Origin of the sequence: Variovorax sp. J31P179 (assembly GCF_030316985.1) — a bacterium.
In the GTDB taxonomy this organism is placed as follows: Bacteria; Pseudomonadota; Gammaproteobacteria; order Burkholderiales; family Burkholderiaceae_C; genus Variovorax; species Variovorax ginsengisoli_B.
In genome coordinates this window covers 370,009-391,987 of the sequence record NZ_JASZYL010000001.1, presented here as the reverse complement: position 1 = coordinate 391,987, position 21,979 = coordinate 370,009, and the positions used below count along the sequence as shown (strand labels likewise).

The 21,979-nt window shown below is 67.4% G+C and carries 23 protein-coding genes; 11 read left to right on the top strand and 12 right to left on the bottom strand.

Annotation, left to right across the window (positions count from 1 at the left end; translation table 11 throughout):
* Positions 1-7: 7 nt before the first annotated feature.
* On the bottom strand, positions 8-2,149 hold the full coding sequence (locus QTI17_RS01930; RefSeq protein ID WP_286530686.1) for an acetate--CoA ligase family protein: 2,142 nt from the start codon (positions 2,147-2,149) through the stop codon (positions 8-10).
* A gap of 4 nt (positions 2,150-2,153) precedes the next feature.
* Complete coding sequence (locus QTI17_RS01925) at positions 2,154-2,924, bottom strand: enoyl-CoA hydratase/isomerase family protein (RefSeq protein WP_286530685.1); 771 nt, start codon at positions 2,922-2,924, stop codon at positions 2,154-2,156.
* 241 nt (positions 2,925-3,165) lie between these two features.
* Here QTI17_RS01925 and QTI17_RS01920 point away from each other — a divergent pair, with 241 nt between their 5' ends.
* On the top strand, positions 3,166-4,041 hold the full coding sequence (locus QTI17_RS01920; protein WP_286530684.1) for an SMP-30/gluconolactonase/LRE family protein: 876 nt from the start codon (positions 3,166-3,168) through the stop codon (positions 4,039-4,041).
* Between the two features lie 12 nt (positions 4,042-4,053).
* Here the strand turns inward: QTI17_RS01920 and QTI17_RS01915 are convergent, their stop codons facing one another.
* A complete protein-coding gene (locus QTI17_RS01915) occupies positions 4,054-5,010 on the bottom strand; it encodes a LysR family transcriptional regulator (RefSeq protein ID WP_286530683.1) in 957 nt (318 codons plus the stop codon).
* Positions 5,011-5,125: 115 nt separating this feature from the next.
* Between QTI17_RS01915 and QTI17_RS01910 the strand changes: the two genes are divergently transcribed.
* The 6 genes from QTI17_RS01910 to QTI17_RS01885 all read left to right on the top strand — a co-directional run bounded on the left by QTI17_RS01910 (position 5,126) and on the right by QTI17_RS01885 (position 10,687).
* On the top strand, positions 5,126-6,205 hold the full coding sequence (locus tag QTI17_RS01910; RefSeq protein WP_286530682.1) for an LLM class flavin-dependent oxidoreductase: 1,080 nt from the start codon (positions 5,126-5,128) through the stop codon (positions 6,203-6,205).
* 104 nt (positions 6,206-6,309) lie between these two features.
* Complete coding sequence (locus QTI17_RS01905) at positions 6,310-7,296, top strand: Bug family tripartite tricarboxylate transporter substrate binding protein (RefSeq protein WP_286520930.1); 987 nt, start codon at positions 6,310-6,312, stop codon at positions 7,294-7,296.
* Positions 7,297-7,469: 173 nt separating this feature from the next.
* Positions 7,470-8,537, top strand: coding sequence for an LLM class flavin-dependent oxidoreductase (locus tag QTI17_RS01900; protein WP_286530681.1), 1,068 nt, complete (start codon positions 7,470-7,472; stop codon positions 8,535-8,537).
* 13 nt (positions 8,538-8,550) lie between these two features.
* Positions 8,551-9,336, top strand: coding sequence for an SDR family NAD(P)-dependent oxidoreductase (locus tag QTI17_RS01895; RefSeq protein WP_286530680.1), 786 nt, complete (start codon positions 8,551-8,553; stop codon positions 9,334-9,336).
* The gene (locus QTI17_RS01890) at positions 9,333-9,710 is read left to right on the top strand and encodes a VOC family protein (protein WP_286530678.1); all 378 of its coding nucleotides are present in this window, start codon (positions 9,333-9,335) and stop codon (positions 9,708-9,710) included. The genes QTI17_RS01895 and QTI17_RS01890 overlap by 4 nt, the downstream gene beginning before the upstream one ends.
* Positions 9,707-10,687 (top strand): flavin reductase, encoded by a 981-nt coding sequence (locus QTI17_RS01885; protein WP_286530677.1) that lies wholly within the window; start codon positions 9,707-9,709, stop codon positions 10,685-10,687. The genes QTI17_RS01890 and QTI17_RS01885 overlap by 4 nt, the downstream gene beginning before the upstream one ends.
* 32 nt (positions 10,688-10,719) lie before the next feature.
* Here the strand turns inward: QTI17_RS01885 and QTI17_RS01880 are convergent, their stop codons facing one another.
* The 7 genes from QTI17_RS01880 to QTI17_RS01850 all read right to left on the bottom strand — a co-directional run bounded on the left by QTI17_RS01880 (position 10,720) and on the right by QTI17_RS01850 (position 15,973).
* Positions 10,720-11,181: a GNAT family N-acetyltransferase gene (locus QTI17_RS01880; protein ID WP_286530676.1), complete on the bottom strand. Its 462-nt coding sequence runs from the start codon at positions 11,179-11,181 to the stop codon at positions 10,720-10,722.
* Positions 11,182-11,190: 9 nt separating this feature from the next.
* Positions 11,191-11,598 carry a hypothetical protein gene (locus QTI17_RS01875; RefSeq protein WP_286530675.1) on the bottom strand — a complete coding sequence of 136 codons (408 nt, stop codon included), beginning with the start codon at positions 11,596-11,598 and terminating at the stop codon, positions 11,191-11,193.
* Positions 11,595-11,999 (bottom strand): PaaI family thioesterase, encoded by a 405-nt coding sequence (locus tag QTI17_RS01870; RefSeq protein ID WP_286530674.1) that lies wholly within the window; start codon positions 11,997-11,999, stop codon positions 11,595-11,597. The genes QTI17_RS01875 and QTI17_RS01870 overlap by 4 nt, the downstream gene beginning before the upstream one ends.
* Before the next feature lie 71 nt (positions 12,000-12,070).
* On the bottom strand, positions 12,071-13,333 hold the full coding sequence (locus QTI17_RS01865) for an MFS transporter (RefSeq protein WP_286530673.1): 1,263 nt from the start codon (positions 13,331-13,333) through the stop codon (positions 12,071-12,073).
* Entirely contained in the window at positions 13,333-13,785 is a 453-nt protein-coding gene (locus QTI17_RS01860; RefSeq protein WP_286530672.1) for a MarR family winged helix-turn-helix transcriptional regulator, read from the bottom strand. Before QTI17_RS01860 ends, QTI17_RS01865 begins: the two co-directional genes overlap by 1 nt.
* Before the next feature lie 342 nt (positions 13,786-14,127).
* Positions 14,128-14,982: a MaoC/PaaZ C-terminal domain-containing protein gene (locus tag QTI17_RS01855; RefSeq protein WP_286530671.1), complete on the bottom strand. Its 855-nt coding sequence runs from the start codon at positions 14,980-14,982 to the stop codon at positions 14,128-14,130.
* 22 nt (positions 14,983-15,004) lie between these two features.
* Positions 15,005-15,973, bottom strand: a complete 969-nt coding sequence (locus QTI17_RS01850; RefSeq protein WP_286530670.1) for a Bug family tripartite tricarboxylate transporter substrate binding protein — start codon at positions 15,971-15,973, stop codon at positions 15,005-15,007.
* Between the two features lie 103 nt (positions 15,974-16,076).
* Here QTI17_RS01850 and QTI17_RS01845 point away from each other — a divergent pair, with 103 nt between their 5' ends.
* The gene (locus QTI17_RS01845; protein ID WP_286530669.1) at positions 16,077-16,871 is read left to right on the top strand and encodes an enoyl-CoA hydratase/isomerase family protein; all 795 of its coding nucleotides are present in this window, start codon (positions 16,077-16,079) and stop codon (positions 16,869-16,871) included.
* Positions 16,872-16,875: 4 nt separating this feature from the next.
* Here QTI17_RS01845 and QTI17_RS01840 read toward each other — a convergent pair whose 3' ends face one another.
* Both QTI17_RS01840 and QTI17_RS01835 read right to left on the bottom strand, forming a co-directional pair.
* On the bottom strand, positions 16,876-17,673 hold the full coding sequence (locus tag QTI17_RS01840; protein ID WP_286530667.1) for an enoyl-CoA hydratase/isomerase family protein: 798 nt from the start codon (positions 17,671-17,673) through the stop codon (positions 16,876-16,878).
* Positions 17,670-18,353, bottom strand: a complete 684-nt coding sequence (locus tag QTI17_RS01835; protein WP_286530666.1) for a GntR family transcriptional regulator — start codon at positions 18,351-18,353, stop codon at positions 17,670-17,672. The genes QTI17_RS01840 and QTI17_RS01835 overlap by 4 nt, the downstream gene beginning before the upstream one ends.
* Before the next feature lie 114 nt (positions 18,354-18,467).
* Here QTI17_RS01835 and QTI17_RS01830 point away from each other — a divergent pair, with 114 nt between their 5' ends.
* Genes QTI17_RS01830 through QTI17_RS01820 form a run of 3 tightly spaced genes read left to right on the top strand, consistent with a single transcriptional unit; the run spans position 18,468 to position 21,968 of the window.
* The gene (locus QTI17_RS01830; RefSeq protein ID WP_286530665.1) at positions 18,468-19,931 is read left to right on the top strand and encodes an NAD-dependent succinate-semialdehyde dehydrogenase; all 1,464 of its coding nucleotides are present in this window, start codon (positions 18,468-18,470) and stop codon (positions 19,929-19,931) included.
* Positions 19,932-19,964: 33 nt separating this feature from the next.
* The gene (locus QTI17_RS01825) at positions 19,965-20,774 is read left to right on the top strand and encodes an HpcH/HpaI aldolase family protein (RefSeq protein WP_286530664.1); all 810 of its coding nucleotides are present in this window, start codon (positions 19,965-19,967) and stop codon (positions 20,772-20,774) included.
* 12 nt (positions 20,775-20,786) lie between these two features.
* Positions 20,787-21,968 carry an acyl-CoA dehydrogenase family protein gene (locus tag QTI17_RS01820; protein ID WP_286530663.1) on the top strand — a complete coding sequence of 394 codons (1,182 nt, stop codon included), beginning with the start codon at positions 20,787-20,789 and terminating at the stop codon, positions 21,966-21,968.
* The last annotated feature ends 11 nt before the right edge of the window (positions 21,969-21,979 follow it).

Genomic DNA, 21,979 nt, shown 5'->3' with positions numbered 1-21,979 from the left:
AGAGGCCTCAGGGGGCAGGGCGGTTGCGGGAGGTGGGAACCATCAGGGCGTCCAGGACCAGGACGCCTTCGCCTTGCGGCTTGACCAGGATGGGGTTCATGTCGATCTCGGCCACGTCGGCGGCATGGCGGCAGGCGAACGCCGACAGCCGGGCCACGGTGCGCGCGGCGGCGGCCACGTCGGCCTTGGGCTGGCCGCGGGCGCCGTCCAGCAGCGGGAACATCTTCAGGCTGCGGATCATCCGCAGGGCTTCTTCCTCGGAGACCGGCGCCACCTGCACCGCGACATCCTTCAGGATCTCGGCATAGATGCCGCCCAGCCCGACCATGACCACCGGGCCGAAGACGGGGTCGCGCGAAACGCCGGCGATGAGCTCCACGCCGCCGCGGACCATCGGCGCCACCAGCACGCCGTCCAGCCGTGCCTCGGGCGCGTGCTGCCGGGCGTTGGCCAGGAGGCGGTCATAGGCCTGGCGCACGGCGTCGTCGTCCTGCAGGCCCAGTGCCACGCCGCCGATCTCGGTCTTGTGGGCGATGTCTTCCGATGCGATCTTGAGGACCACCGGGTAGCCGGTGGCACGGGCGCTGCGCACGGCCTCGTCGGCCGAGGCCACGATCTCCTCGCGCGGCACGCTGATGCCCGCCGCCGCCAGCGCCTTCTTGGCATGGAACTCGTTGCGGAACACGGCCGCATCCACGCTGTCGACCGGACCGTCGTAGGCGGCGGCCGCGGGCAGGGTGCCGAGCTGGCCGAGCCGGACCAGGCCCGCCAGGCCGATGGCGGCCGCCGGAATGCTCGGGAACACCGGGATGCCCAGCGCGTTGATCTCGGCCACCGCATCGGGAGGGCCCTGGCTGATGATGACCAGCAGGCGATCGGGATGGCTGGCCCGGACCTTGGACAGCGCCTCCAGGTACACGCCGCGCAGCCGCGGGTTGTACAGCGACAGGGCCAGCAGCAGCACCAGCGTGCTGCCATTGGCGTCGTCCTGCAGCGCGCTCAGCATCTTCAGCAGGATGTCGGGCCGGGCCGACATCTGCGCCGACGCGTCCACCGGGTTGTTCGTGCCGGCGGTGGGCACGGCCTCGCGGATCCGGGCCCGGGTGCTCTCGGCGAGCTGCGGCAAGGTCATCCCGGCCTGCACCATCGCGTCGGCCATCATGATGCCGAAGCCGCCGGAGGCCGCCACCAGCGTCACGGCGTCGGTGGCGGGCAGGCGCTGCCGGCCCAGCAGGGCGGCGGCATGGCCGACATCGAGCAGTTCCTCGAACGAGCGCACGCGCAGCACGCCGTGACGGCGGAAGACGGCGTCGAACACGGCGTCGGAGCCCATCAGCGCGCCGGTGTGCGAGGCGGCGGCCGCCTGGCCCTGCTCGGTGGCGCCGATCTTGAGCACGATCACCGGCTTGTGCTGCCGGCGCGCCAGGTCGAGCGCCTCGAACAGCCGGCCGGCGTCGCGGCAGGTTTCCATGGCGCACAGGATGATGCGGGTGTCGTCGTCCAGCGCCAGCGCCGCGATGCCGTCGGCCACGTCGACGTCGGCTTCGTTGCCGGTCGCGATGAAGCGGCTCACGCCCAGGCCGCGATCGGCCATGTTGCGCATGGTGAAGCTGCCGATGTTGCCCGACTGCGAGACGATGCCCACTTGCCCGGCCGGCGGCAGGCTCTGTTCCAGCGCGATCGAGAACGAGCCCACCAGCCGGTCGACCACGTTGACGGTGCCCAGGCAGTTCGGGCCCAGCAGCCGCATGCCGTGGTTGCGCGCGACCCGCACCAGCTCGGCCTGCAGGGCCGCGCCTTCGGGGCCGGCCTCGGCGAAGCCCGCGGTGAGCACGATCACGCCGCGCACGCCGCGGCTGCCGCAGTCGCGCACCGCCTGCAGCGTGGCTTCCACCGGCACCGCCAGGATCGCCAGTTCCGGCGCCGTGGGCGTGTCCAGGATCGAGGCGTAGGCCTGCAGGCCCTGGAGGGTGCCGCCCTTCGGGTTGATCGGATAGATCGGCCCGGCGTAGCCGTACTTGCGCAGCAGCTGCACCGGTCGGCCGCCGATCTTGGTGATGTCGTCGGAGGCGCCGATGACGGCCACGCCGTCGGCCTTGAAGAAGGCGTCGAGCCCGGTGCCCGGAGCGGCTTGAACCTGGGTCAGCATGGTTTCAGCGTCCCTTGAAAACGGGCGCACGCTTCTCGAGGAAGGCCATGCGCGCTTCGCGGGCGTCCTCGGTCTTCGACAGGGCCATCGTGAACTCCTGCTCGAAGCGATAGGCGTCGCGCTGGGGCATGACATCCACCATGTTGGCCGCGCGCTTGGCGTAGGCGATGGCCAGCGGGGCCTTGGATGCGATCTCGCGTGCCAGTGCCATCGTGAAGGGCAGCAGGTCCTTCTCGGACAGCACGTCGTCGACCACGTTGCGCTTCAGCAGGTCGTGCGCGCTCAGGCGCTGGCCGGTGAAGAACATGCGGCGCAGGGTCGAGCGGCCGAACAGGGTCTTGAGCATGGAGGCGCCGCCGGCCAGGCCGACGTTGATCTCGGGCATGCCCACGGTCGCGTTCTCGGAGGCATACAGGATGTCGCAGGCCGCCGCCAGGCCGAAGCCGGCGCCCAGCGCCGCGCCATTGATGGCGGCGATCACGGGCTTGGCGCACTCGCGGATCGCGTTGCCGGTTTCGCGGGTGATGCGGTTGTGTGCGAGGAAGTCGCCGGCGACCTCGGCGTCGGGGCGGTCCTTCAGGTCGGCGCCGGCACAGAACACGCTGCCCGCGCCGGTCAGGACGGCGCACCGGATGTCCGTGCGCTCGGAGATGGCGTCGAAGGTGGCCACCAGCGCGTGGCGCATCTCGCGGCTCAGCGCGTTGACCGGCTTGCGGTCCATGGTGACCAGTCCCACGCCGCCTTCGACTTCCAGACGAACCCATTCATCACTCATACGCCACCTCTTCGATAAAAAGACGTTTGTCCCGGTTTTAATACGCTCGATCGATTATAGAAATCGCATTGAATTTGATTTCTCGTTTTTCCGGGAGAGTGTTCTGCAAAAAATGAAGGATTCGTTGTTGGGTAGGCCGGCAGAGGGTCGCTAACATGGGCTTCATCCTGTTCATGGATCGCCATTTTTATTTGTGCAATTGAATTGATTTGGCCGATCCAATTCAATTAACGAGTGAAAAATGAATATTCAGCGCCTCGGAGATCTGAAAACCGCATTGGGCGAATGCCCGGTGTGGCATGGACAGCAGCTCTGGCTGCTGGACTGCCGCGCCGGCCTGGTGCTGGCGCTGGACCCCGACACCGGGGCGGTGACGGCGCGCCACCAGGCGCCCGCGCCCCTGGGCGCGTTCGCCTTCAACGGCCACGACCGCATCGTGCTGGCCCTGAAGGAGGAGATCGCGGCGCTGGACCTGCGCAGCGGGCAGTTGCGCCCGCTGGCGCGCATCGAGCACAGCCACCCCCACCTGCGGCTGAACGATGGCATCGCGCTGGCCGACGGCAGCTTCGTGGTCGGCACCATGCATGTGTTCCGCGAGGCCGACGAGCCGCCCCTGGGCGGCCTGTACCGGCTCGATACCCGGCTGCAATTGCACAAGCTCGACGACGGCCTGGGCATCACCAACGGCCCCTGCGTGAACCCGGTCAGCGGCCGCCTGCACGTGGCCGACAGCGCCGCACGGGTCGTCTATTCGTATGCGATCGCAGCCGATGGCAGCCTGGCCGACAAGCAGGTGTTCGTGCGCACCGACGCCCAGGACTCCGGACCGGATGGCTGCTGCTTCGACAGCGAAGGGGGTCTGTGGACGGCGCTGGTGCGCGTGGGGGCGCTGGCCCGCTTCGATCTGCAGGGCCGGCTCACCCACCAGGTCGCGCTGCCGGTGGCTCACCCGAGCGCACTGTGCTTCGGCGGGCCGGCGATGGACGATCTGTTCGTCACGACCATCAGCGACAGCGGCCGCCTGAGCGCCTCCGGGCCCCTGGACGGCGCCGTGCTCAAGCTGACCGGCCTGGGCTTCAGCGGCGCGGCCCGCCCCGAGTGCCGGATGCCGCTGTAGGCCGCGCGGCGCTCAGGCCGCGGGCGGGGCGTCGAGCCCGGCGGGCTTGCTGTGGGCGGAGAAGCGCAGCTCCGGCCCCGCCACGTGCTCGGCCACGAAATCCAGGAACAGGCGGATCTTGGCCGGGATGATGGGGGTGTCGAGGATGGTGGCGTACATGCCCTCGTCGAAGCCCTTGTTGCTGATGCGATGGTCGCCCAGCACCCGGACCAGCCGGCCTTGGCGCAGGTCGTTGTGCACGGTGTAGTCGTCGAGCAGCGCCAGGCCTTCGCCCAGGCGCGCGAGCTCCAGCAAGGCGATGCCGTTGTTGCTGACATGCCGCGGCTTGAACGCGATGGCGCTGGTCTGCGCCGGCTGCTTGAACAGCCAGGTGTATTCGTCGCCGGGCAGCTGGTAGGCCAGGCACTCGTGCGCCAGGATGTCTTCGGGCGCCTGCAGGGCGGGCTTGCCGGCCAGGTAGGCGGGCGCCGCCACCAGGTAGCGATCGCTCTGGAACAGCATGCGGCGCTTGACGCCGGCCTCCACCGGGGGCGAGATCCGGAAGTCGATGTCGATCTGGCTGCGCCGCAGGTCGGCCGCGGTCTCGCCCAGCGTGAGCTCGATGTGGATCTCCGGGTAGAGCTTGCGGAACGACGCGATCAGGGGCGGCAGCACGCCCAGGCCGAACATCATGCGCGAATGCACGCGCAGCAGGCCCTGCGGCGCGCTGCTGATGGCGGTGATGTTGGCCTGCAGTTCGTTGATGCGCCACAGGATGCCCTCCAGCTGGCGCGCGTATTCCTGTCCCGACTCGGTCAGCGCGACCTGGCGCGTGGAGCGCAGCAGGAGCTTGACCTTCAGCTCGTCCTCGATGTCGGTGATCATGCGCGACACGCCGGTGGCGGAGATCCCGAAGCGGCGCGCGGTCTCGGAAAAGTTACGGGTCTGGGAGATGGACAGGAACAGCTCCATGGCGCGCAATCTATCCATCAGTCCTCCAGTCTCCGCAGTTCAGATCTGCAATTTCATCCATTATCAATTCAGCTGGCCTGCCCGAGAATTTGCTGACCCCTCGCGGGCCCGATTTTTCGCGGAGACAGCACACATGGATTTCGGAATATTCATTCTCGCCCAGCAACGGGGCTATCACCAGACTTCGCAGCAGGTCATCAACAACTCCATCGAGCAGACTGTTGCTGCGGAGCAGGCCGGCTTTTGCAATGCCTGGTATGCGGAGCATCACTTCAATAACTATTCGCTCTCGCCGTCGCCGTTGATGATGGTCGCCCACATGGCCGCCAAGACGACGCGCATCCGCCTGGGTACGGCGGTCTGCATTCTTCCACTCTACCAGCCGGCCCGTTTCCTGGCGGAGGTCGGTTTCGTGGACACGGTGTCCAACGGCCGCCTGGACCTGGGCGTGGGCTCGGGCTACCAGGAGTTCGAGTTCGAGCGTTTCGGCGTCCGGATCGCCGACGCCAGCGCGATCTACAACGAGTTCCTGGACATCCTGCCCAAGGGCCTGACCCAGAAGATCTTCGAGTACGAAGGCCGCTTCCTGAAGGTGCCTCCCAGCTCGATCGCGGTGCGCTGCGTCCAGGACCCGATGCCGCCGGTGTGGATCACCTCGGGCAACCCGGTCGCGCTGGGCCGCGGCGTGCGCGAGAAACACAACCTGTTCGTGACTGCGCTGCTCAATGGCAACGAGGCCATCCAGGGACTGCGCCAACGCCTCGACAAGGTGGCCGACGACAACGGCAAGGACCTGGACCGCGACGTCAAGTTCGGCTTCCTGCGCTGCGCTTATGCCTCCGACAACCAGGCCGAGATCGACGCCTACCTGGATTGCGCGCGCTTCCAGCGCCGCATTTCCGAGAGCCTGAAGTTCCGCCGCTCGCAGTCCGACGACGGCTACATGATCAAGGAAGTGCCGTCCGAGACCGACCCCACGATGGAGCAGCTGCGCAAGAACCTGCCGGTGGGCTCGGTCAACCAGGTCATCGACAAGATGCTGGAGGAGATCAGCATCCTGCGTCCCAAGCACATCGCACTGCAGACCCAGTTGGGCGACTTCGACCAGAAGACCATGCTCAGGCAGATCGACCTGTGGGGTGAAAAAATCATCCCCGCCATCCAGAAGGAGTTGGGACGCCAGCAGCCGGCGATCGACGCACTGGCTGCCTGACCCGAATTCAATCGGTACGCCCCCTGGCCAAGGGGGCTGCACACCGGGCCCGCACACGCGGGCCCCATCCCCAACACTTCGCGCAGTCGAATCAGGAGACAACCATGAACAACACACTCATCCAGCGCCGCACGGTCTTGCTCGGCGGCATGCTGCTCGGCGCCGGCGTCAAGGCCATGGCCGCCCCCGAGCCGTGGCCTTCGCGACCGATCCGCCTGGTGGTGGCCGGCTCGGCCGGCGCGGGTGGCGACATCTTCGCCCGCCTGATCGCCGATCCCTTGGGCAAGACGCTGAAGCAGCCGGTGGTGGTCGACGCCAAGCCGGGCGCCAACGGCCTGATCGCGTGCGACACGGTGGCCAAGGCGCCGGGCGACGGCTACACGCTGCTGTTCGCGCCGTCGTCGTCCATCCTCATCAATCCCGTGATTCACCCGAAGCTGCCCTACAACGCGGAAACGGACCTGGTGCCGGTCGCGCAGGTCGGCGCGGCGGGCATCCTGCTGATGACGAATCCGAGCACCGGCTTCAAGAACCTGGCCGACATGGTCGCCTACGCCAAGGCGCATCCCGGCAAGCTCGCCTACGGCTCGTGGGGCACGGGCTCGTCCGGTCACCTGGCCATGGAAGGCATCAAGGCGCACTACGGACTGGACATGCCCCACGTGCCGTACAAGACGATCGTCACCGAAGTCACCGACCTGATCGCCAACAACATCAGCGTCGCCTTCACCGACATCGCATCGCCCATTCCGCACATGCGCAATGGCCGGCTGGTGGCGCTGGGCCAGACGGGTTCGCAGCGCTGGCCGGCCACGCGCGACGTGCCGACGCTGGCCGAACAGGGCTACAAGTTCGAGGCCGACGGCTGGTACGGCGTGTTCGCCCCGGCGGGGACTCCGACGGCCATCATCGACCGGCTCAACGAGGAGATCAACCGCCTGCAGAAGACCGACGAGGTGCGCCAGAAGATCGAAGGCCAGAACATGATCGTGCCGCCGAGCCGCTCGGCCAAGCAGTTCGCCGCCTCGGTCAAGAAGGACGCCGCCATCTGGCAGGGCCTGGCGAAGGTGACAGACCTGAGCGAAAAATAAGCAGCGCGCAAGTGACGAAGAACGGGGCCTCTGGGCCCCGTTTTTTTTTGCCTCGGGCGGTCGATCCCGCGTTTTTTTGCAGGACTGAATCGCGCGCCGGCCGTATTCCCGAACGACGGGTGCGACCGGAGAATTCCTGCATCGCACATCACTCTTCGGAAGCGGGGCAAGACATGGAATTCGGCGTATTCATCCTGGCGCAGCAGCGCGGCTATCACCAGACTTCGCAGCAGGTGATCCAGAACTCGATCGAGCAGAGCGTGGTCGCAGAGCAGGCCGGCTTCGACACCGCCTGGTATGCGGAGCACCACTTCAACAACTACTCGCTGTCGCCCTCGCCGCTGATGATGATCGCGCACATGGCGGCCAAGACCCGGCGCATCCGCCTGGGATCGGCCGTGTGCATTCTCCCGCTGTACCACCCCGCGCGCTTCCTGGCCGAGGTGGGCTTCGTGGACACGGTGTCCAACGGCCGCCTGGAGCTCGGCATCGGCTCGGGCTACCAGGAGTTCGAGTTCGAGCGCTTCGGCGTGAAGATCGAGGAGTCGGGCGCGATCTACAACGAGTTCCTGGACATCCTGCCCAAGGGCCTGACCCAGAAGGTCGTCGAATACGACGGCCAGTACCTGAAGCTGCCGCCGAGCTCGATCGCCGTGCGTCCGGTGCAAGACCCGATGCCGCCGCTGTGGATCACCTCGGGCAACCCCGTCACGCTGGGCCGCGGCGTGCGCGAAGGCCACAACCTGTTCGTGACCGCGCTGCTCAACGGAACCGACGCGATCGTGGCGCTGCGCCAGCGGCTCGACAAGGTCGCGGCGGACAACGGCGCCGACCTCGACGAGGAGGTGAAGTTCGGCTTTCTGCGCTGCGCCTTTGCCTCCGACAAGGCCTCCGAGATCGACGCCTACCTGGACAACGCGCGCTTCCAGCGCCGCATCTCGGAGAGCCTCAAGTTCCGCCGCGCCCAATCGGACGACGGCTACATGGTCAAGGAAGTGCCGTCGCCCACCGACCCGAGCTTCGAGCAGCTCCGCAAGAACCTGCCGGTGGGTTCGGTGAACCAGGTGATCGACAAGATGCTGGAAGAAATCGCCATCCTGCGGCCCAAGCACATCGCGCTGCAGACCCAGCTGGGCGACTGCGACCAGAAGACCATGCTGCGCCAGATCGAGCTGTGGGGCGAGACGATCATTCCGGCGATCCGCAAGGAAGTCGCATCGATGCATGCCGTCGCTGCCTGAGGCACCGTCACCGATGCGCGCTCCCCTCGCTTTCGACAACGCTGCCCTGCAGGGCCGGGTGGCCGTGGTCACCGGCGCCTCCGGCGGCCTGGGCCTGGCCATCTGCCAGCAGCTGCGCGCGATCGGCGCGCAGGTGGTGCAGGCCGACATCAGCCATGCGGCCACGCCGACCGAGGCCGATGGCCTGCTGTCGGTGCACTGCGACATCGCCGAGCCGGCCTCCGTCGCCGCGATGGCGGCGCTGACGCGTTCGCGCTTCGGCCGCTGCGACGTGCTGGTCAACAACGCGGCCATCAGCGGGGCGCCGGTGGGCCTGGAGGACCTCCCGATCGACCTCTGGGACCGCATCTTCCGGGTCAACCTGCGCGGTGCCCTGCTGTGCGCGCAGGCCCTGGTGCCGATGATGTTCGAGCGCGAGGCGGGCAGCATCGTCAACGTGGCGTCGATCGCCGCGCAGGTGCCCACGCGGGTCGGTGCCTATGGGCCGACCAAGGCGGCGCTGCAGGCGCTGACCCACCAGATGGCCGTGGAATGGGGCCCGCGCGGCATCCGTGCCAACGCGGTCAGTCCCGGCATGATCCGCACGCCCCTGTCGGAGCCGCACTACCGCGACGAAGGCGCGCTGGCGGCCCGCACCGCCAGGATTCCCGCCCGCCGACTCGGCCTGCCGGCGGATATCGCGGATGCCGTGTGCTTCCTCGCCAGCGATGCGTCCGCGTACGTCAACGGGCAGGACATCGTGGTCGACGGCGGCTTCCTGAAGGCATCGCTGAACAATCTCTACGGAAGCTCGCAATGAACCCCGCCATCGAATCGCCCAAGCGGCTGCAGAACGTTTTCGTGGTGGCCGAACGGCCCGCCGAGCTCCATGCTTTCTACGAATCGGCGCTCGGGCTCCAGCTCAAGTTCCGCGACCAGGACCGCTGGATCCAGTACGGGGTGGGCAACACCAGCGTTGCGCTGGCCTGCCGTGAAGAAGCCGTGCCGGCAACCTCCGGCGTCGTCATGGTGTTCGAGGTCGACGACTTCGCCGCCACCTCGCAACGGGTCGCCGCCTCGGGCGGCGAGGTGCTCGGCGTGCGCGACATGGGAGCGCATGGCGCGGTGCTGTCGCTGCGCGACCCCGAGGGCAACATCGTCCAACTCTTCAAGCGCCAGGGGAGCAAGCAATGAACCAGCCGACGCCGCACGCAGAGCCCATCGATCCCAAGCTGTTTCGCCAGCTGCTGGGCTGCTTCCCCACCGGGGTGGCCGTCATCACGACCCGCACGCCGGACGGCACGCCCGTGGGGCTGACCTGCAACTCCTTCAGTTCGGTCTCGCTGGAGCCGCCGCTGGTGCTGTTCAGCCTGCGCAAGGCGAGCAGCCTGCTGGGCACCTTCGTCGAGGCCGACAGCTTCGCCATCAACATCCTGTCGCAGAGCCAGGACCAGCTGTCCGGGCGTTTCGCATCGAGCAGGATCGCCGACAAGTTCGAGGGCGTGGCCTGGCGTCCCGGCCCGCTGGGGACGCCGCTGGTCGACGACTGCCTGGCGAGCTTCGAGTGCCGGGTCCATGCCCGCCACGAGGCCGGCGACCACGAGATCTTCATCGGCGAGGTCAAGCACATGCGCAGCGGCTGCGCCGACCATGCGCTGGTGTTCTACAAGGGCGCCTACATGATGCTGGCCGAGTCGCTGCGCCAGCGGGTGCTCGAAGGGCAGCTGGGTACGGTCGACATCGACGAGGCCTACCGCGCGCTCTACGGCAAGCTGCTGCGGCTGGCCTGCGAGCGGGCCACTCCCGAGGAGGTGGACGCGATCGAGGCCGCCGTGGAAGAGATCGAGCAGCACCAGGGCGCGGACGCGCTGCCGCGGCGCATCGAGGCGACGGCACGCTTCTTCTCATCGATCAGCCTGGCCGGACACAACGAAGCGCTGCGGCTCATGGCCCAGACGATGACCACCGTGCTGCGCGAGCGCATGACGCACGTGATCCCGGTGCGGCCCAGGCCGGACGTGTTTCCGCTGCGGCGCAAGGTGGTCCAGTGCCTGCGGGCGCGGGACGCCGAGGGTGCCGTGGCCGCGCTGGACGAACTGATCACGATGCTGCGCAGGGACGGCGCTGCGCAGGCAGAGGAAGCCGCCGAGACGGCGCCGGTCGAACACTGACCGCCGCGGCGCGGCGGCGGGACAGGCGCGCCTCAGAGCAGCTTGCGATAGACCACGAAGCCGGATTTCTCGGCCACCTTGTCGTAGAGCTTCATCGCCGTGGTGTTGGTCTCGTGGGTCTGCCAGTACACCCGTGGCGAGTCGGCCGCCGCTGCACGCTCGCATACCGCTTCGATCAGGGCGCGCGCGACACCCCGGCCCCTGGCCGCCTCGACCGTGAACAGGTCCTGCAGGTAGCAGCTCATGCGGATCTGGGTGGTGCTGCAGTGGTAGAGGAAATGCGCCAGGCCGAGCAGGCCGTGGGCACCCTCCGCGACCAGCGCGTGCACCGGTTCCGCGGGGTCGAGAAAGCGCGACCACGTGGTGGCCGTGATCTCGGCCGGCAGCGCGGTCGGACCGCTGCGGCCATAGAAGGCGTTGTAGCCGTCCCAGAGAGGCTTCCAGGCCGCGAAGTCGGGCTCCGAGACGGGGCGGATGCGAAACGAAGTGTCCATATCGAAGGGCTATGCCCAACGCACCGTCAGGATGCACGCGGCCTGGATGCCGAAGGCGCGGTGATGGATGCCGGGGCCCCAGATCACGAAGTCGCCGTGGCGGCGCAGGGTGTGCGCGAGGCTGTCCGCGGGCGCGAAGTCGGCGCGGGTCGAGAACTCGATGCGGAACTCGCCTTCTGCATCGACCAGCATCGACAGGGTCCGGCCTTCGCTGAGCGGCTTGGGGTCGCCGTTCGGATGGCCCGCCGGATGCCGGAAGTACTTGATGCACGGTCCGCTCGACGTCGTGCCGTCGGCCACATGGCGCAGGGCCGTCGCCGGGCCGTGGGTCCATTCGCCGAAGCCGACGAACCAGCCGGTGCCGTGGGTGTCCAGGTCGCCGGCGTTGCCGAATTCGACGCTTTGCAGCAGGCTCATGCGCGGGCCGTTCTCAGCAGCTTCCCGGTCGACGAGGCGCGCACCAGCAGGACACCGCTTTCGGAGAAGAGATCGGCCTCGAGGAAGACGACGCTGCGGCCCCAGCGCAGCACCCGCGCCTCGACCTCGTAGGCGGCGACCCCGACCCGCTCGAGGAACGACACCTTGAGCTCCAGGCTCGCCAGGCTGGCATCGGGATCCCGCGCTATGACGGCGAAGGCCATCGCGCTGTCGAGCCAGGCCGTGATCAGGCCGCCCTGCACCACGGTGCCCTTCGTGTGGGCGAACTCGGGACGCGCGGTGTAGCGAACGCGGGCGATGCCGGCTTCGTGGTCGACGCGAAGCACTTCGGTGAATCCGATGGCGTGCATCAGGTCCTTGGGGAATTTGCTGAGGTCCATGGTGGCGCGTGTGGCGGTTGTCTCGACAGCGCATATTGTCCGTCCAGACGCGGCGCCGGCGGACTCGGACCTCAGGGCGGGGGCGGCACGAAGCTGTAGCGCAGCCGGCGCCCTTCGAGTCGCAATCGCAGGCCGTGGTGCCTGAACAGGTAGCGCAGGCCGATCGCCAGGGAGCCGAAGCCCGCGGCGGCCGCCACGCCCATGGCCCAGCGCGGGCCGAAGGTATCGGCCACCCAGCCCACCATCGGCGCCCCGATGGGCGTGCTGCCCAGGAGGATCGCCAGCAGGATGGCGATGACGCGGCCGCGCAGGGCCGGGTCGGTGGACATCTGCACCATGCCGTTGGTCGAGGTGGTGAGCGTCTGCGCCGCCGCGCCGGTCACGACCAGGGCGATGCCGAAGCCGACCACGTTGGGCATCAGCGCCGCCGCCAGGCAGCCGAAGCCGAACACCGCCGATCCCACCAGCAGCAGGCCGAAACGCGGCTGGGCGCGGCGCGCCGCCAGCAGCGCGCCGGTGACCGAGCCGATGGCCATCGTCGAAGAGAGCAGGCCGTACTGGCCGGGGCCGCCGTGGAAGGCGCCGACCGACATGGTGGAAATGAAGATGGGGAAGTTCAGGCCGAAGGTGGCCACCAGGAACAGCATGGCCAGCAGGGCGCGCAGGTCGGGGCGGCGCCAGACATGGCGGAAGCCCTCCATCAGGCTGCCCTTGTTGCGCCCCGCCGTGCCGTGACGCGGATAGAGCTCGCCCTGGCGCAGGCAGGCCAGCGAGGTCAGCACCGCCACGAAGGACAGCGCATTGAGCAGGAAGGCCTCGCCCGGCCCGGTGGCCGCGATCACTAGCCCGGCCACCGCCGGCCCCACCATGCGCGCGGCATTGAAGGAGGTGGAGTTGAGGGCCACCGCGTTGGACAGCTCGGTCTCCGACACCAGCTCGGCCACGAAGGTCTGCCGGGCCGGCGCATCGAAGGCCGCCACGCAGCCCAGCAGCAGCGCGAACACGTAGACATGCCACAGCTGCGCCAAGCCGCTCACCGTCAGCAGGCCCAGCCCGAGCGCCAGCAGGCCCATGGCGGCCTGGGTCGCCATCAGCAGCTTGCGCCGGTTCAAGCGATCGGCCGCCAGGCCGGTGAAAGGCAGCAGCACCAGCTGCGGGCCGAACTGCAGCGCCATCACGGTGCCGACGGCGGTGGCGTTGTGGTTCGTCAGGTGCGTCAGCACCAGCCAGTCCTGGGCGGTGCGCTGCATCCAGGTGCCGACGTTGGACACCAGCGCGCCGGCCGCCCACAACCGGTAGTTGCGGTTGCGCAGTGAACGGAAGGTGTTGCTCATCAGGCCTCCAGCAGGCGCTGGAGCAGCCGCACCGCGCCGGCCAGCTGCCGCTGCTCGGTCGGCGAGTAGCGCGCCGAGATCGTGCGCTGCAGCCAGTCTTCACGCGCGGCCCGGACCTGGCGGAAGACCTTGCGCGCCTGCGGGGTGAGCGACAGCAGCGTGCGGCGCCCGTCCGCCGGGTCTGGCGCGCCCCTGACATAGCCGGCCTCGATCAGCGAGGCCACGGTGGCGCCCATGGACTGGGAACGGACGCCTTCGGCCAGCGCCAGTTCGGTCACGGTGGCGGCCTCCTGCCGCTCCAGCCTCAACAGCACAGCGCGCTGGGATTCGGTCCAGTCGGCGGCGGAGGCCTCCTGGCGCAGCCGGCGGCGCAGCTGCGAGGCCAGCATGCGCAGCTCCACCGCCAGCGCGTGGGGCGTGTCGGTTTCGGGATCGGCGAATTGGGCGGGCATTGCGCTCGGTTGGACAGGTTAACTACGAAGTTTAGCTTCTTATCCAGACCCCGGGGGCGACCTGGACATGGAGGAAGCACCTGGATTACGAGAAACCGTGCCGTTGACACTTCGAGGACCTCAATGAGCGCTTCAACCGTCAACGCACTTCGCGAGGAAATCGCTGCGTGGCAGGCCATTGCATTCACCGATTTGGTAAACACGATGTCGGATGCTTGACATCGACTGACCACGAACACGGCGCGCGCGTTTGTGACGCTGGCAATGGCCAACATTTAGCCGGCGGGCCGAGTACTTTTGCCACAAATGTGTGCATAGCGAGTGGGTCCGAGCCGAGAGACTTCAAACGGCGAGCGTTGGCTTGATCTTGACGGCCCCTTCCAGCACGGTGACCTTCCGCTCGGGGCAACTGCCGCGCAGCAGCACATTGCCGCCTTCCATCCACATCTCGAAGCGAAGGCCGTCGTTCGGGAACACCGGCGCCGTGAAGCGTGCGTCGAAAGCCTCCAATCGTCTCGGATCCCAATCGCAGAGGGATTTCATCACGCTGCGGCATGCGAAGCCGTAGGTGCACAACCCATGCAGCACGGGCCGTGGAAAGCCGCCGGCGAGTGCCGCGGCAAGGCTCGCGTGGTGAGGGTTGCGGTCACCCGACAACCGGTACAGCAACGCCTGGTTGCCGAACGTGCGGGCGTCGTCGACAACGTCGGGCGCACGTCGGGGGAGATGCGTCCGCGGCGCGCGGCTTGGCGGGGAGGACGAGAAGCCGCCTTCGCCGCGAACGAAAAAGCCGGTGGTTGTCGTGCAGAGCCAGGCGTCGGAGCGGGCGTCCGCGATACGGGTCTCGACGCGAACCAAGGCGCCCGAGCCCTTGTCCAGGACCTCGCTAACGCGCGTGCTGGAGACGATGTCGCCGGCCGGTGGCAAGGGCGACATCATCTGGATCCGTTGCTCGCCATGGACCACCTTGGGCCATGGAATGCCGCTGGCCTGCACCCAACTGCGGTCCCACGCCACAGTGGTCGCCTGCGTCGGCACGGCCATCAGGCGGTCTTCGTAGACGAAGCGCAGTTCCGCGCTGTCGAGCGGATCCGAGCCGAAGCCAACGCCCAGGGCGTAGAGCATGGTGTCGCGTTCGGTATAGCTGAAACGGCGTGACTCGATCGGCAGTTTCAGCAGCTGGTCGGGAGCGATCATCGGTGGGCAGGACTGCGACGCATCACTTGGGCATCACCTCACCGAGTATGTGGTTCCACTTGGCGTATTCGGCCTTGTACATGGCGCCGAACTCCTGCGGGGTAGTCGGGGTGGGTTCGACGCCTACCTTGTCGAGTTGCGCGCGCACGTCGGGCCGGTGCAGGACCTCCTGCAGTGCGGTGCTGATGGTTGCCACCACATCGGCGGGCATCTTGGCCGGGCCCCAAAGGGCGAACCAGGTCTTGTAGTCGAGCTCGGGCAGTCCGGCTTCCGCGGCGGTCGGCACATCGGGCAGCGACGGGATTCGTTGGTTCTGCATCACGGCCAGCGCGCGCAGGCGGCCGGCCTTGACCATTGGCATGACCTGTGAGGCGGTGCCGGTGACGAACTGTACCTCGCCGCCTACCGCGCCGACCGTGGCGGGGCCGCCTCCCTTGTAGGGAACGTGCACAGTGTTGATCCCGGCGACTTGAGACAACAATTCGCCGGCCAGATGGTCGGCTCCACCCACTCCCGAGGAGCCGTAGTTGAGCTTGCCCGGATTGGCCTTGGCGAGCGCGATGAACTCCTTGAGGTTCTTCGCCGGCAGGTCGGGGTTGACCGCCAGCAAGTTCGACGCGCTGCTGAGCTGCCCGATGGGCGTGAAGCTGGTGAGCGGGTCATAGGACAGGGGCTTGATCACGTAGGCCGACGAAATCATGCCGATGTGCCAGACGAGCAGGGTGTAGCCGTCGGGTTCGGCGCGGGCTACGCTGGCGGCCCCGATGGTGCCGCCAGCCCCCGGCGTGTTGATGACCACCACGGGCTGGCCCAGTTTCTGGCCGAGCTTGTCGGCGACGACGCGCGCAACGATGTCGGTGCCCCCGCCCGCGGCGAAAGGCACGACGATCCTGATAGGGCGGTCGGGATAGCTCGAGGCGCCAAACACCCCGCTGCAGGCCGCGGCGAGCGCGGCGGCGACCAGGGTGCGACGCCCAAAAAACTTGTTCATTTGTCTCCTTGTAACGTGTTGACTCAACAAGTCTATTGTCCTACGCTATGAGTTGAAATGTCAACACATGCATTAGTAGTGCATTCACTTTGAAGTAATCCAAATGAAAATCAACGATCTCCCAACCAACGAAGACATCCAGTGCGAGGTGTCGGAGGGCATTGCAACGGTGCGCATCTCGCGTCCCGAACGGCGCAATGCCTTCACCAACGCGATGTACCGCAGCCTGTCGGACCTGATCCTGGCGTTGGACCGGCTGCCCGAAGCCCGCTGTATCGTGGTCCGCGGCACGGCCGGGATCTTTTCGTCCGGCTCCGACATCGCGCATTTCCTCGACCTGGGAGCGGCCGAGCGCGAAGCGCATTTCCAACTGGTCGCCGATTTGCTCACTGCCCCGGCCCGCATCGCCAAACCGGTGATCGCTGCGGTGCAGGGCCTCGCGCTAGGCGGCGGCACCGGCCTCGCGGCTGCCTGCGACCTGGCGATCGCCGAGGAGGGTGCCAGCTTCGGCCTGCCGGAAATCGGGGTGGGCCTGTGGCCCTGCACGCTGTTGCCCGCGTTGACGCGTGCCATCGGCGGGCGCAAGGCTTACGAACTGGCATTGCTGGGGCAGCGCATCAATGCTGACGAGGCCCTCGAACTGGGCCTGGTGAACCGCGTGGTGCCGGCCGGGCGCTTTGAGGCGGAATTGGCCGACGTCGCCGGGAGGATTGTCGCGTCGAGCCCGGTGGTGGTCCAGATGGGAAAGCGCGCTTTCCAGCAGGCGCTGGATACCGAATTTCACACGGCCACCCGCTTCATGGGCCAGGTGATGGCCCTCAACAGCGCAACCGAGGATGCGAAGCGTGGCATCTCCGCCTTCATGGAACGGGCACGACCCGAATGGGTCGGCCGATAGCCGCTCAGGCGTGCTCCCAGCGCGGCGGCCGCTTCTCGAAGAAGGCAGCGTAGCCCTCGCGCGCTGCAGGCAACTGGTAGGCCTGGACGAAGCATTCGGCCTCGTACTGCAGATGAGCACGAAAGCTGGCGCGGAATTCCCGGTCGACCAGCCGTGCCATGGTCTGGATCGAACTGCGAGGCTGCTGCGCGATGCCGGCCGCCAACGCCTGCGCGCGGGCGTCAAGTGCGTCATCATCGACCACCTCGTCGATCAGCCCCATCTTGCAGGCGGTCGCCGCATCGAGAGTCTCGCCGGTATAGAGAAGGCGTTTTGCCAGCGACGGGCGCACCAGCCGCGCCAGCAGCACGCAGCCACCGGTACCGGGCCAGGCCCCGCGGTTCACCTCGGGTAGCGCAAAGGTGGCGCTTCGCGACGCGATGCGCAAACCGCAGCCCATGGCGAGTTCCAGCCCGCCTCCCATGCATGGCCCGCGAATGGAGGCAATGGTCGGGGTGTCCAGGTCGACCAGCGCGAGGATCATCCGGTGCGCGTTCTCGACATGCGCGCGGGCCACCGCGGCGTCGAATCGCAGCGCATATTCGCGCAGGTCGGCGCCCGCGCAAAAGCTGCGTTCGCCGCTCTCGAAAACGATGCAGCGCACGCTGGCGTCGTCCTGAGCTTCTAGGAAGAAGCTGCCAAGTTCGCGACGTACCGTCTGGTTCAGCACGCCGAGCGGCGGGTTGTGGATTGAAACGTGAGCGAGTGCACGCACTTCGTCGTGCCAAACGCGCAATGAGCTCCGGCCTGCTTGCTCGCTCATGCGGCCGACACCGAGCGGGTCACGGTGTCGAGCATCCGCTGCTTACCCGCGAGGATGTGGTTCTCGAACAGTTCCGCAGCCTCAGTCACCCGGCCATTGCGCAGCGCGTCGACGAGCCGGCTGTGTTCGCTGTGGGAGAGCTGCATTTGCGCCATGGTGTAGACACCCTTGCGCAGGTAGAGGCTGAGTTCCGCCTCGATCGTGTTGTTGAGGTCGATCAGCCGGGGATTCTTGCTGATGGCCATGAGCAGGTTGTGAAACTCCGTGTTGAGCTTATGGTACGTGCTGCCGTCCCGGGCCTTCAGGGCGGTTTCCATCTCATCCATCAAGGCCTGCACGCGATTCTCCTCCTCGGCCTCGAGGCGCGCGGCGGCGAGCCTGCCGGCCGTGCGCGCAATGCCGGCACGCACATCGTACAGATCGAGTGCCGCCTCCAGCGACACCTTGCGTACCTCCGCGCCGCGGTTGGGCACGATGCGCACCAGGCCGCTGCGCTCGAGCGAGCGCAGGGCCTCGCGCGCCGAATTGCGGCCGACCCCCAACTGGAGCGCGAGCGCCTGCTCATTCACTCTCTCGCCCGGCTGCAGGCTGCCGTCCGCAATCATGGCGCGCACCTTGTCCTGGATCTCATCAAGGCGGCTGGCAATGACGTCTGCATCTCTCATAACAACTCTGCTCATGCGGGTATCCAAAAGTTTGGCGCTAGTTTACAGCGCATTCCAAAACGTTCAATTAATGCATGCACTAAGTCGTTAAGTGTTGACACATCGGGGTGGGTGTGTAGAATCGCTCACATGGAACTGCAAGATCTTTACGCCACCCACGGACAATTCATCGATGGCGCATGGCGCTCCGGCAGCGAGGAGGCTTGCGAGATGATCAATCCGGCCACCGAAGTCCCGCTGGGCGCCATCAAGCCGGCCGGCGCTGCTCAGGTCACCGAAGCCATCGCTGCCGCGTACGCGGCCCGTGCGTCGATGCGTGCAATCACCGCCTGGAATCGCTCCGCCTTGTTGCGCCGCGCTGCCGCACTCATCGACGAGCGCGCCGAAGCCCTGGGCCGCCTGGTGGCACTGGAAACCGGCAAGCCGGTGCGGCAGGCCGTGGGCGAGGCCAAGGCATCGGCCGAATCGGTCGACTGGTTCGCCGACGAGGCGCGCCGGGTGTTCGGCCTGAGCTACGAAAGCCGCGTCAAGGGCGACCGCTACCTCGTGCACATGGAGCCGCTGGGGGTCGTGGCCGCGTTCGTGCCATGGAACTTCCCGCTGCTGCTGCTGGCTCGCAAGATGGCGCCGGCCCTGGCGGCCGGCAATACGTTGGTGATTCGTCCGTCGAGCGAGGCGGCCGGCACTACCATGGCGCTCATCAAGTGCTTCGAGGATGCCGGATTCCCCAAGGGGAGCATCAACCTGGTGATCGGCCGCCCGGCGGAGATCACGCCGACTCTGATGAACGACCCGCGCGTCGCCAAGGTCAGCTTCACGGGCTCGGTGCCAATCGGCCGCCAGATTGTCGAGCAGTCGGCCGCCACGCTAAAGCGCGTCAGCATGGAGCTCGGCGGCCACGCGCCAGTGATCGTGCATGCGGACGCCGACATCGACGCCTTCGCCGCGCTCGCCGCGCCGGGCAAATTCCGCAACGCTGGCCAAGTGTGCGCGTCGCCCACGCGCTTCTACGTGCACGAATCCATCGCCGATGAAGTCGGCGCAAAGCTGGTCGCAGCGACCCGCGCCCTGCGCGTCGGATCCCCGCTCGACGATGCCACGGACCTCGGCCCCCTTACCACACGCCGCCGCCGCGACGCCATCGAGAAGATGGTCGATGACGCCGTCTCGGGGGGCGCCCGCGTGCTGTCGGGCGGCGCCCGCCCGCGCGCGACGGAACGCGGCTACTTCTTCGAGCCCACCTGGCTCACGGACCTGCGGTCCGATGCCGCGGTGCTGAACGACGAGCCCTTCGGTCCGCTCGGCACCCTGGCCACCTTCTCGACTCTCGACGAGGTGGTCGCCGAGGCCAACCGGCTGCCGTTCGCGTTGGCCGCCTACGTGTTCACCCGCTCGCTGGCCAAGACCCATGCGACGGTGGACCGCCTCGAGGCCGGCGTGATCGGCGTCAACACCTTCGTCGCCTCCACCGCCGAGACGCCGTTCGGCGGCTCGAAGGACAGCGGCTTTGGGCGCGAAGGCGGCCCGCACGCCATTCGCGACTACCTCGACACCAAATTCGTCAACGTGGCCATGCCGGCCGACGCCGACTGACCGCCGCCCCCCGCACAGACAAAAGGACCTCCCATGAAAGTCATCGCCAACCACGCGAAGCAACGAATCCTGAAAGGCGAACTGGCGCTCGGCATGGGCCTGCGCCAAGCCCGCACCGTTGACATCGCGCAGATTGCCAAGACCTGCGACTTCGACTGGCTGTTCATCGATATGGAGCACAACTCGATGAGCGTCGACACCGCGGCGCAACTGTGCCAGGCGGCGCTCGGCGTCGGCATCACGCCGATGATTCGCGTGCCGGCCCACGAGGCCTTCCACAGTACCCGCCTGCTCGACACCGGCGCCCAAGGCATCGTGATTCCGCACGTAAGCACGGTGGAGCAGGCGCGCGCCGTGGTGGATTTCTGCCGCTTCACGCCGCTCGGCCGGCGCTCGATTCCGGGCAGCCTTCCGCAGACCCGCTTCATGCCGCTGCCCGTGACCGAAACGGTCGCCTTGATCAACAGCGAGACACTGGTCGTGGCGATGATCGAGACGGTGGAAGGACGCGACAACGTCGATGCCATCGCCGCCGTGCCCGGCATCGACGTACTGCTGGTCGGCTGCACCGACATGGCGGCCGAACTCGGCGTGCCCGGCCAGCTGGGCCATGCCAGCGTGAAGTCTGCCCTCGACACCGTATTCGCGGCGTGCCGCCGCCATGGCAAGGCCGCCGGCGTGGGCGGCGTCTACGACGAGGCCTTGATGGCCGAATACATCGGCAAGGGTGCTCGGCTGATCCTGAGCGGCTCCGACCTCGCCTTCCTGATGACGGGCGCGCGCAGCCGTTCGACGATGCTGCGCAGCATTCCGCTGGACGAGAAGCTCGCCGCCGTGGCCTGAGGCACCGATACCATGAATCCCGCCTACACCCTGGCCATGCTCGATCGCGCCGACCTGCGCCCCTACCTGAATGACGAGCAGTTCGAATTCCGCCGCAGCGTGCAGCGCGTGCTCGCCAAGCACGCCAGCCCCGAATACATCGGTATGTGCGACGAGGAAAAGCGCTTTCCCAAGGAGCTGATCGACGTCGGCGTGGAACAAGGCTGGTTCGCCCTAACGCTGCCCGAGGCCTACGGCGGCATCGGCGACTACATGGATATGACGGCCTTCCTGGAAGTCGCTGCCTATTACAGCGTTGCGCTGAGCCGCTTCTGGAACGCCAACATCAACATGGTGGGGGGCGCGGTGTCGCGCTTCGCCAGCGAGGAGATCAAGAAAGAGGTGCTTCCGGCGCTGGCCGAAGGCCGCGGCTGGCTGGCCTTCGCGCTGAGCGAGAACGGCTCCGGCTCGGACGCTGCCTCGCTCACCACCCGCGGCGTGGCCGACGGCGACGACTTCATCATCGACGGCACCAAGATGTGGATCACCGGCGCGATGCAAGCCAAGTACATCCTGACCGCCGTGCGCACCGACCGGGAAGCCACCAAGCACAACGGCATCAGCCTGTTCCTGGTGCCGACCGACGCGCCGGGCCTGGAGATCCGCCCGATCGACCTGCTCGGCGGCAGCGCCATCCGCACCTGCGAAGTGAACTACGTCGGCGTCCGGGTGCCCCGGCGGCTGATGGTCGGCGAGCTGCACATGGGCTGGAAGCGGCTGACGGCGGTGCTGGCCAAGGAGCGCGTCGCCCTGTCGGCGATGTGCGCCGGCGCGGCGCAGGCCGCGGTCGACCTGGCGCGCTGGTATGCGCTGGACCGCAAGCAGTTCGGCCAGCCGGTGTTCGACTTCCAGGCCGTCTCGCACATGCTGGTGGACATGCAGACGCAGGTCGATGCGGCGCGCATGATGTCCTACCGTGCGGCCAAGCTGCTGGTGGACGGCCAGCCCTGCGATGCCGAGTCGTCGCAGGCCAAGTACTTCGCGTCGGACGTCTACGTGAAGGTAGCCACCGACGGCCTGCAGATCATGGGTGCCAACGGTTACGCCATGGAATACCCGATGCAGCGCCACTACCGCGAGTCGAAGCTGTTCCAGATCTTCGGCGGCACCAACCAGATCCAGCGCAACATCATCGCGCGATCCCTCAAGGCCTGAGCAAGCGAATC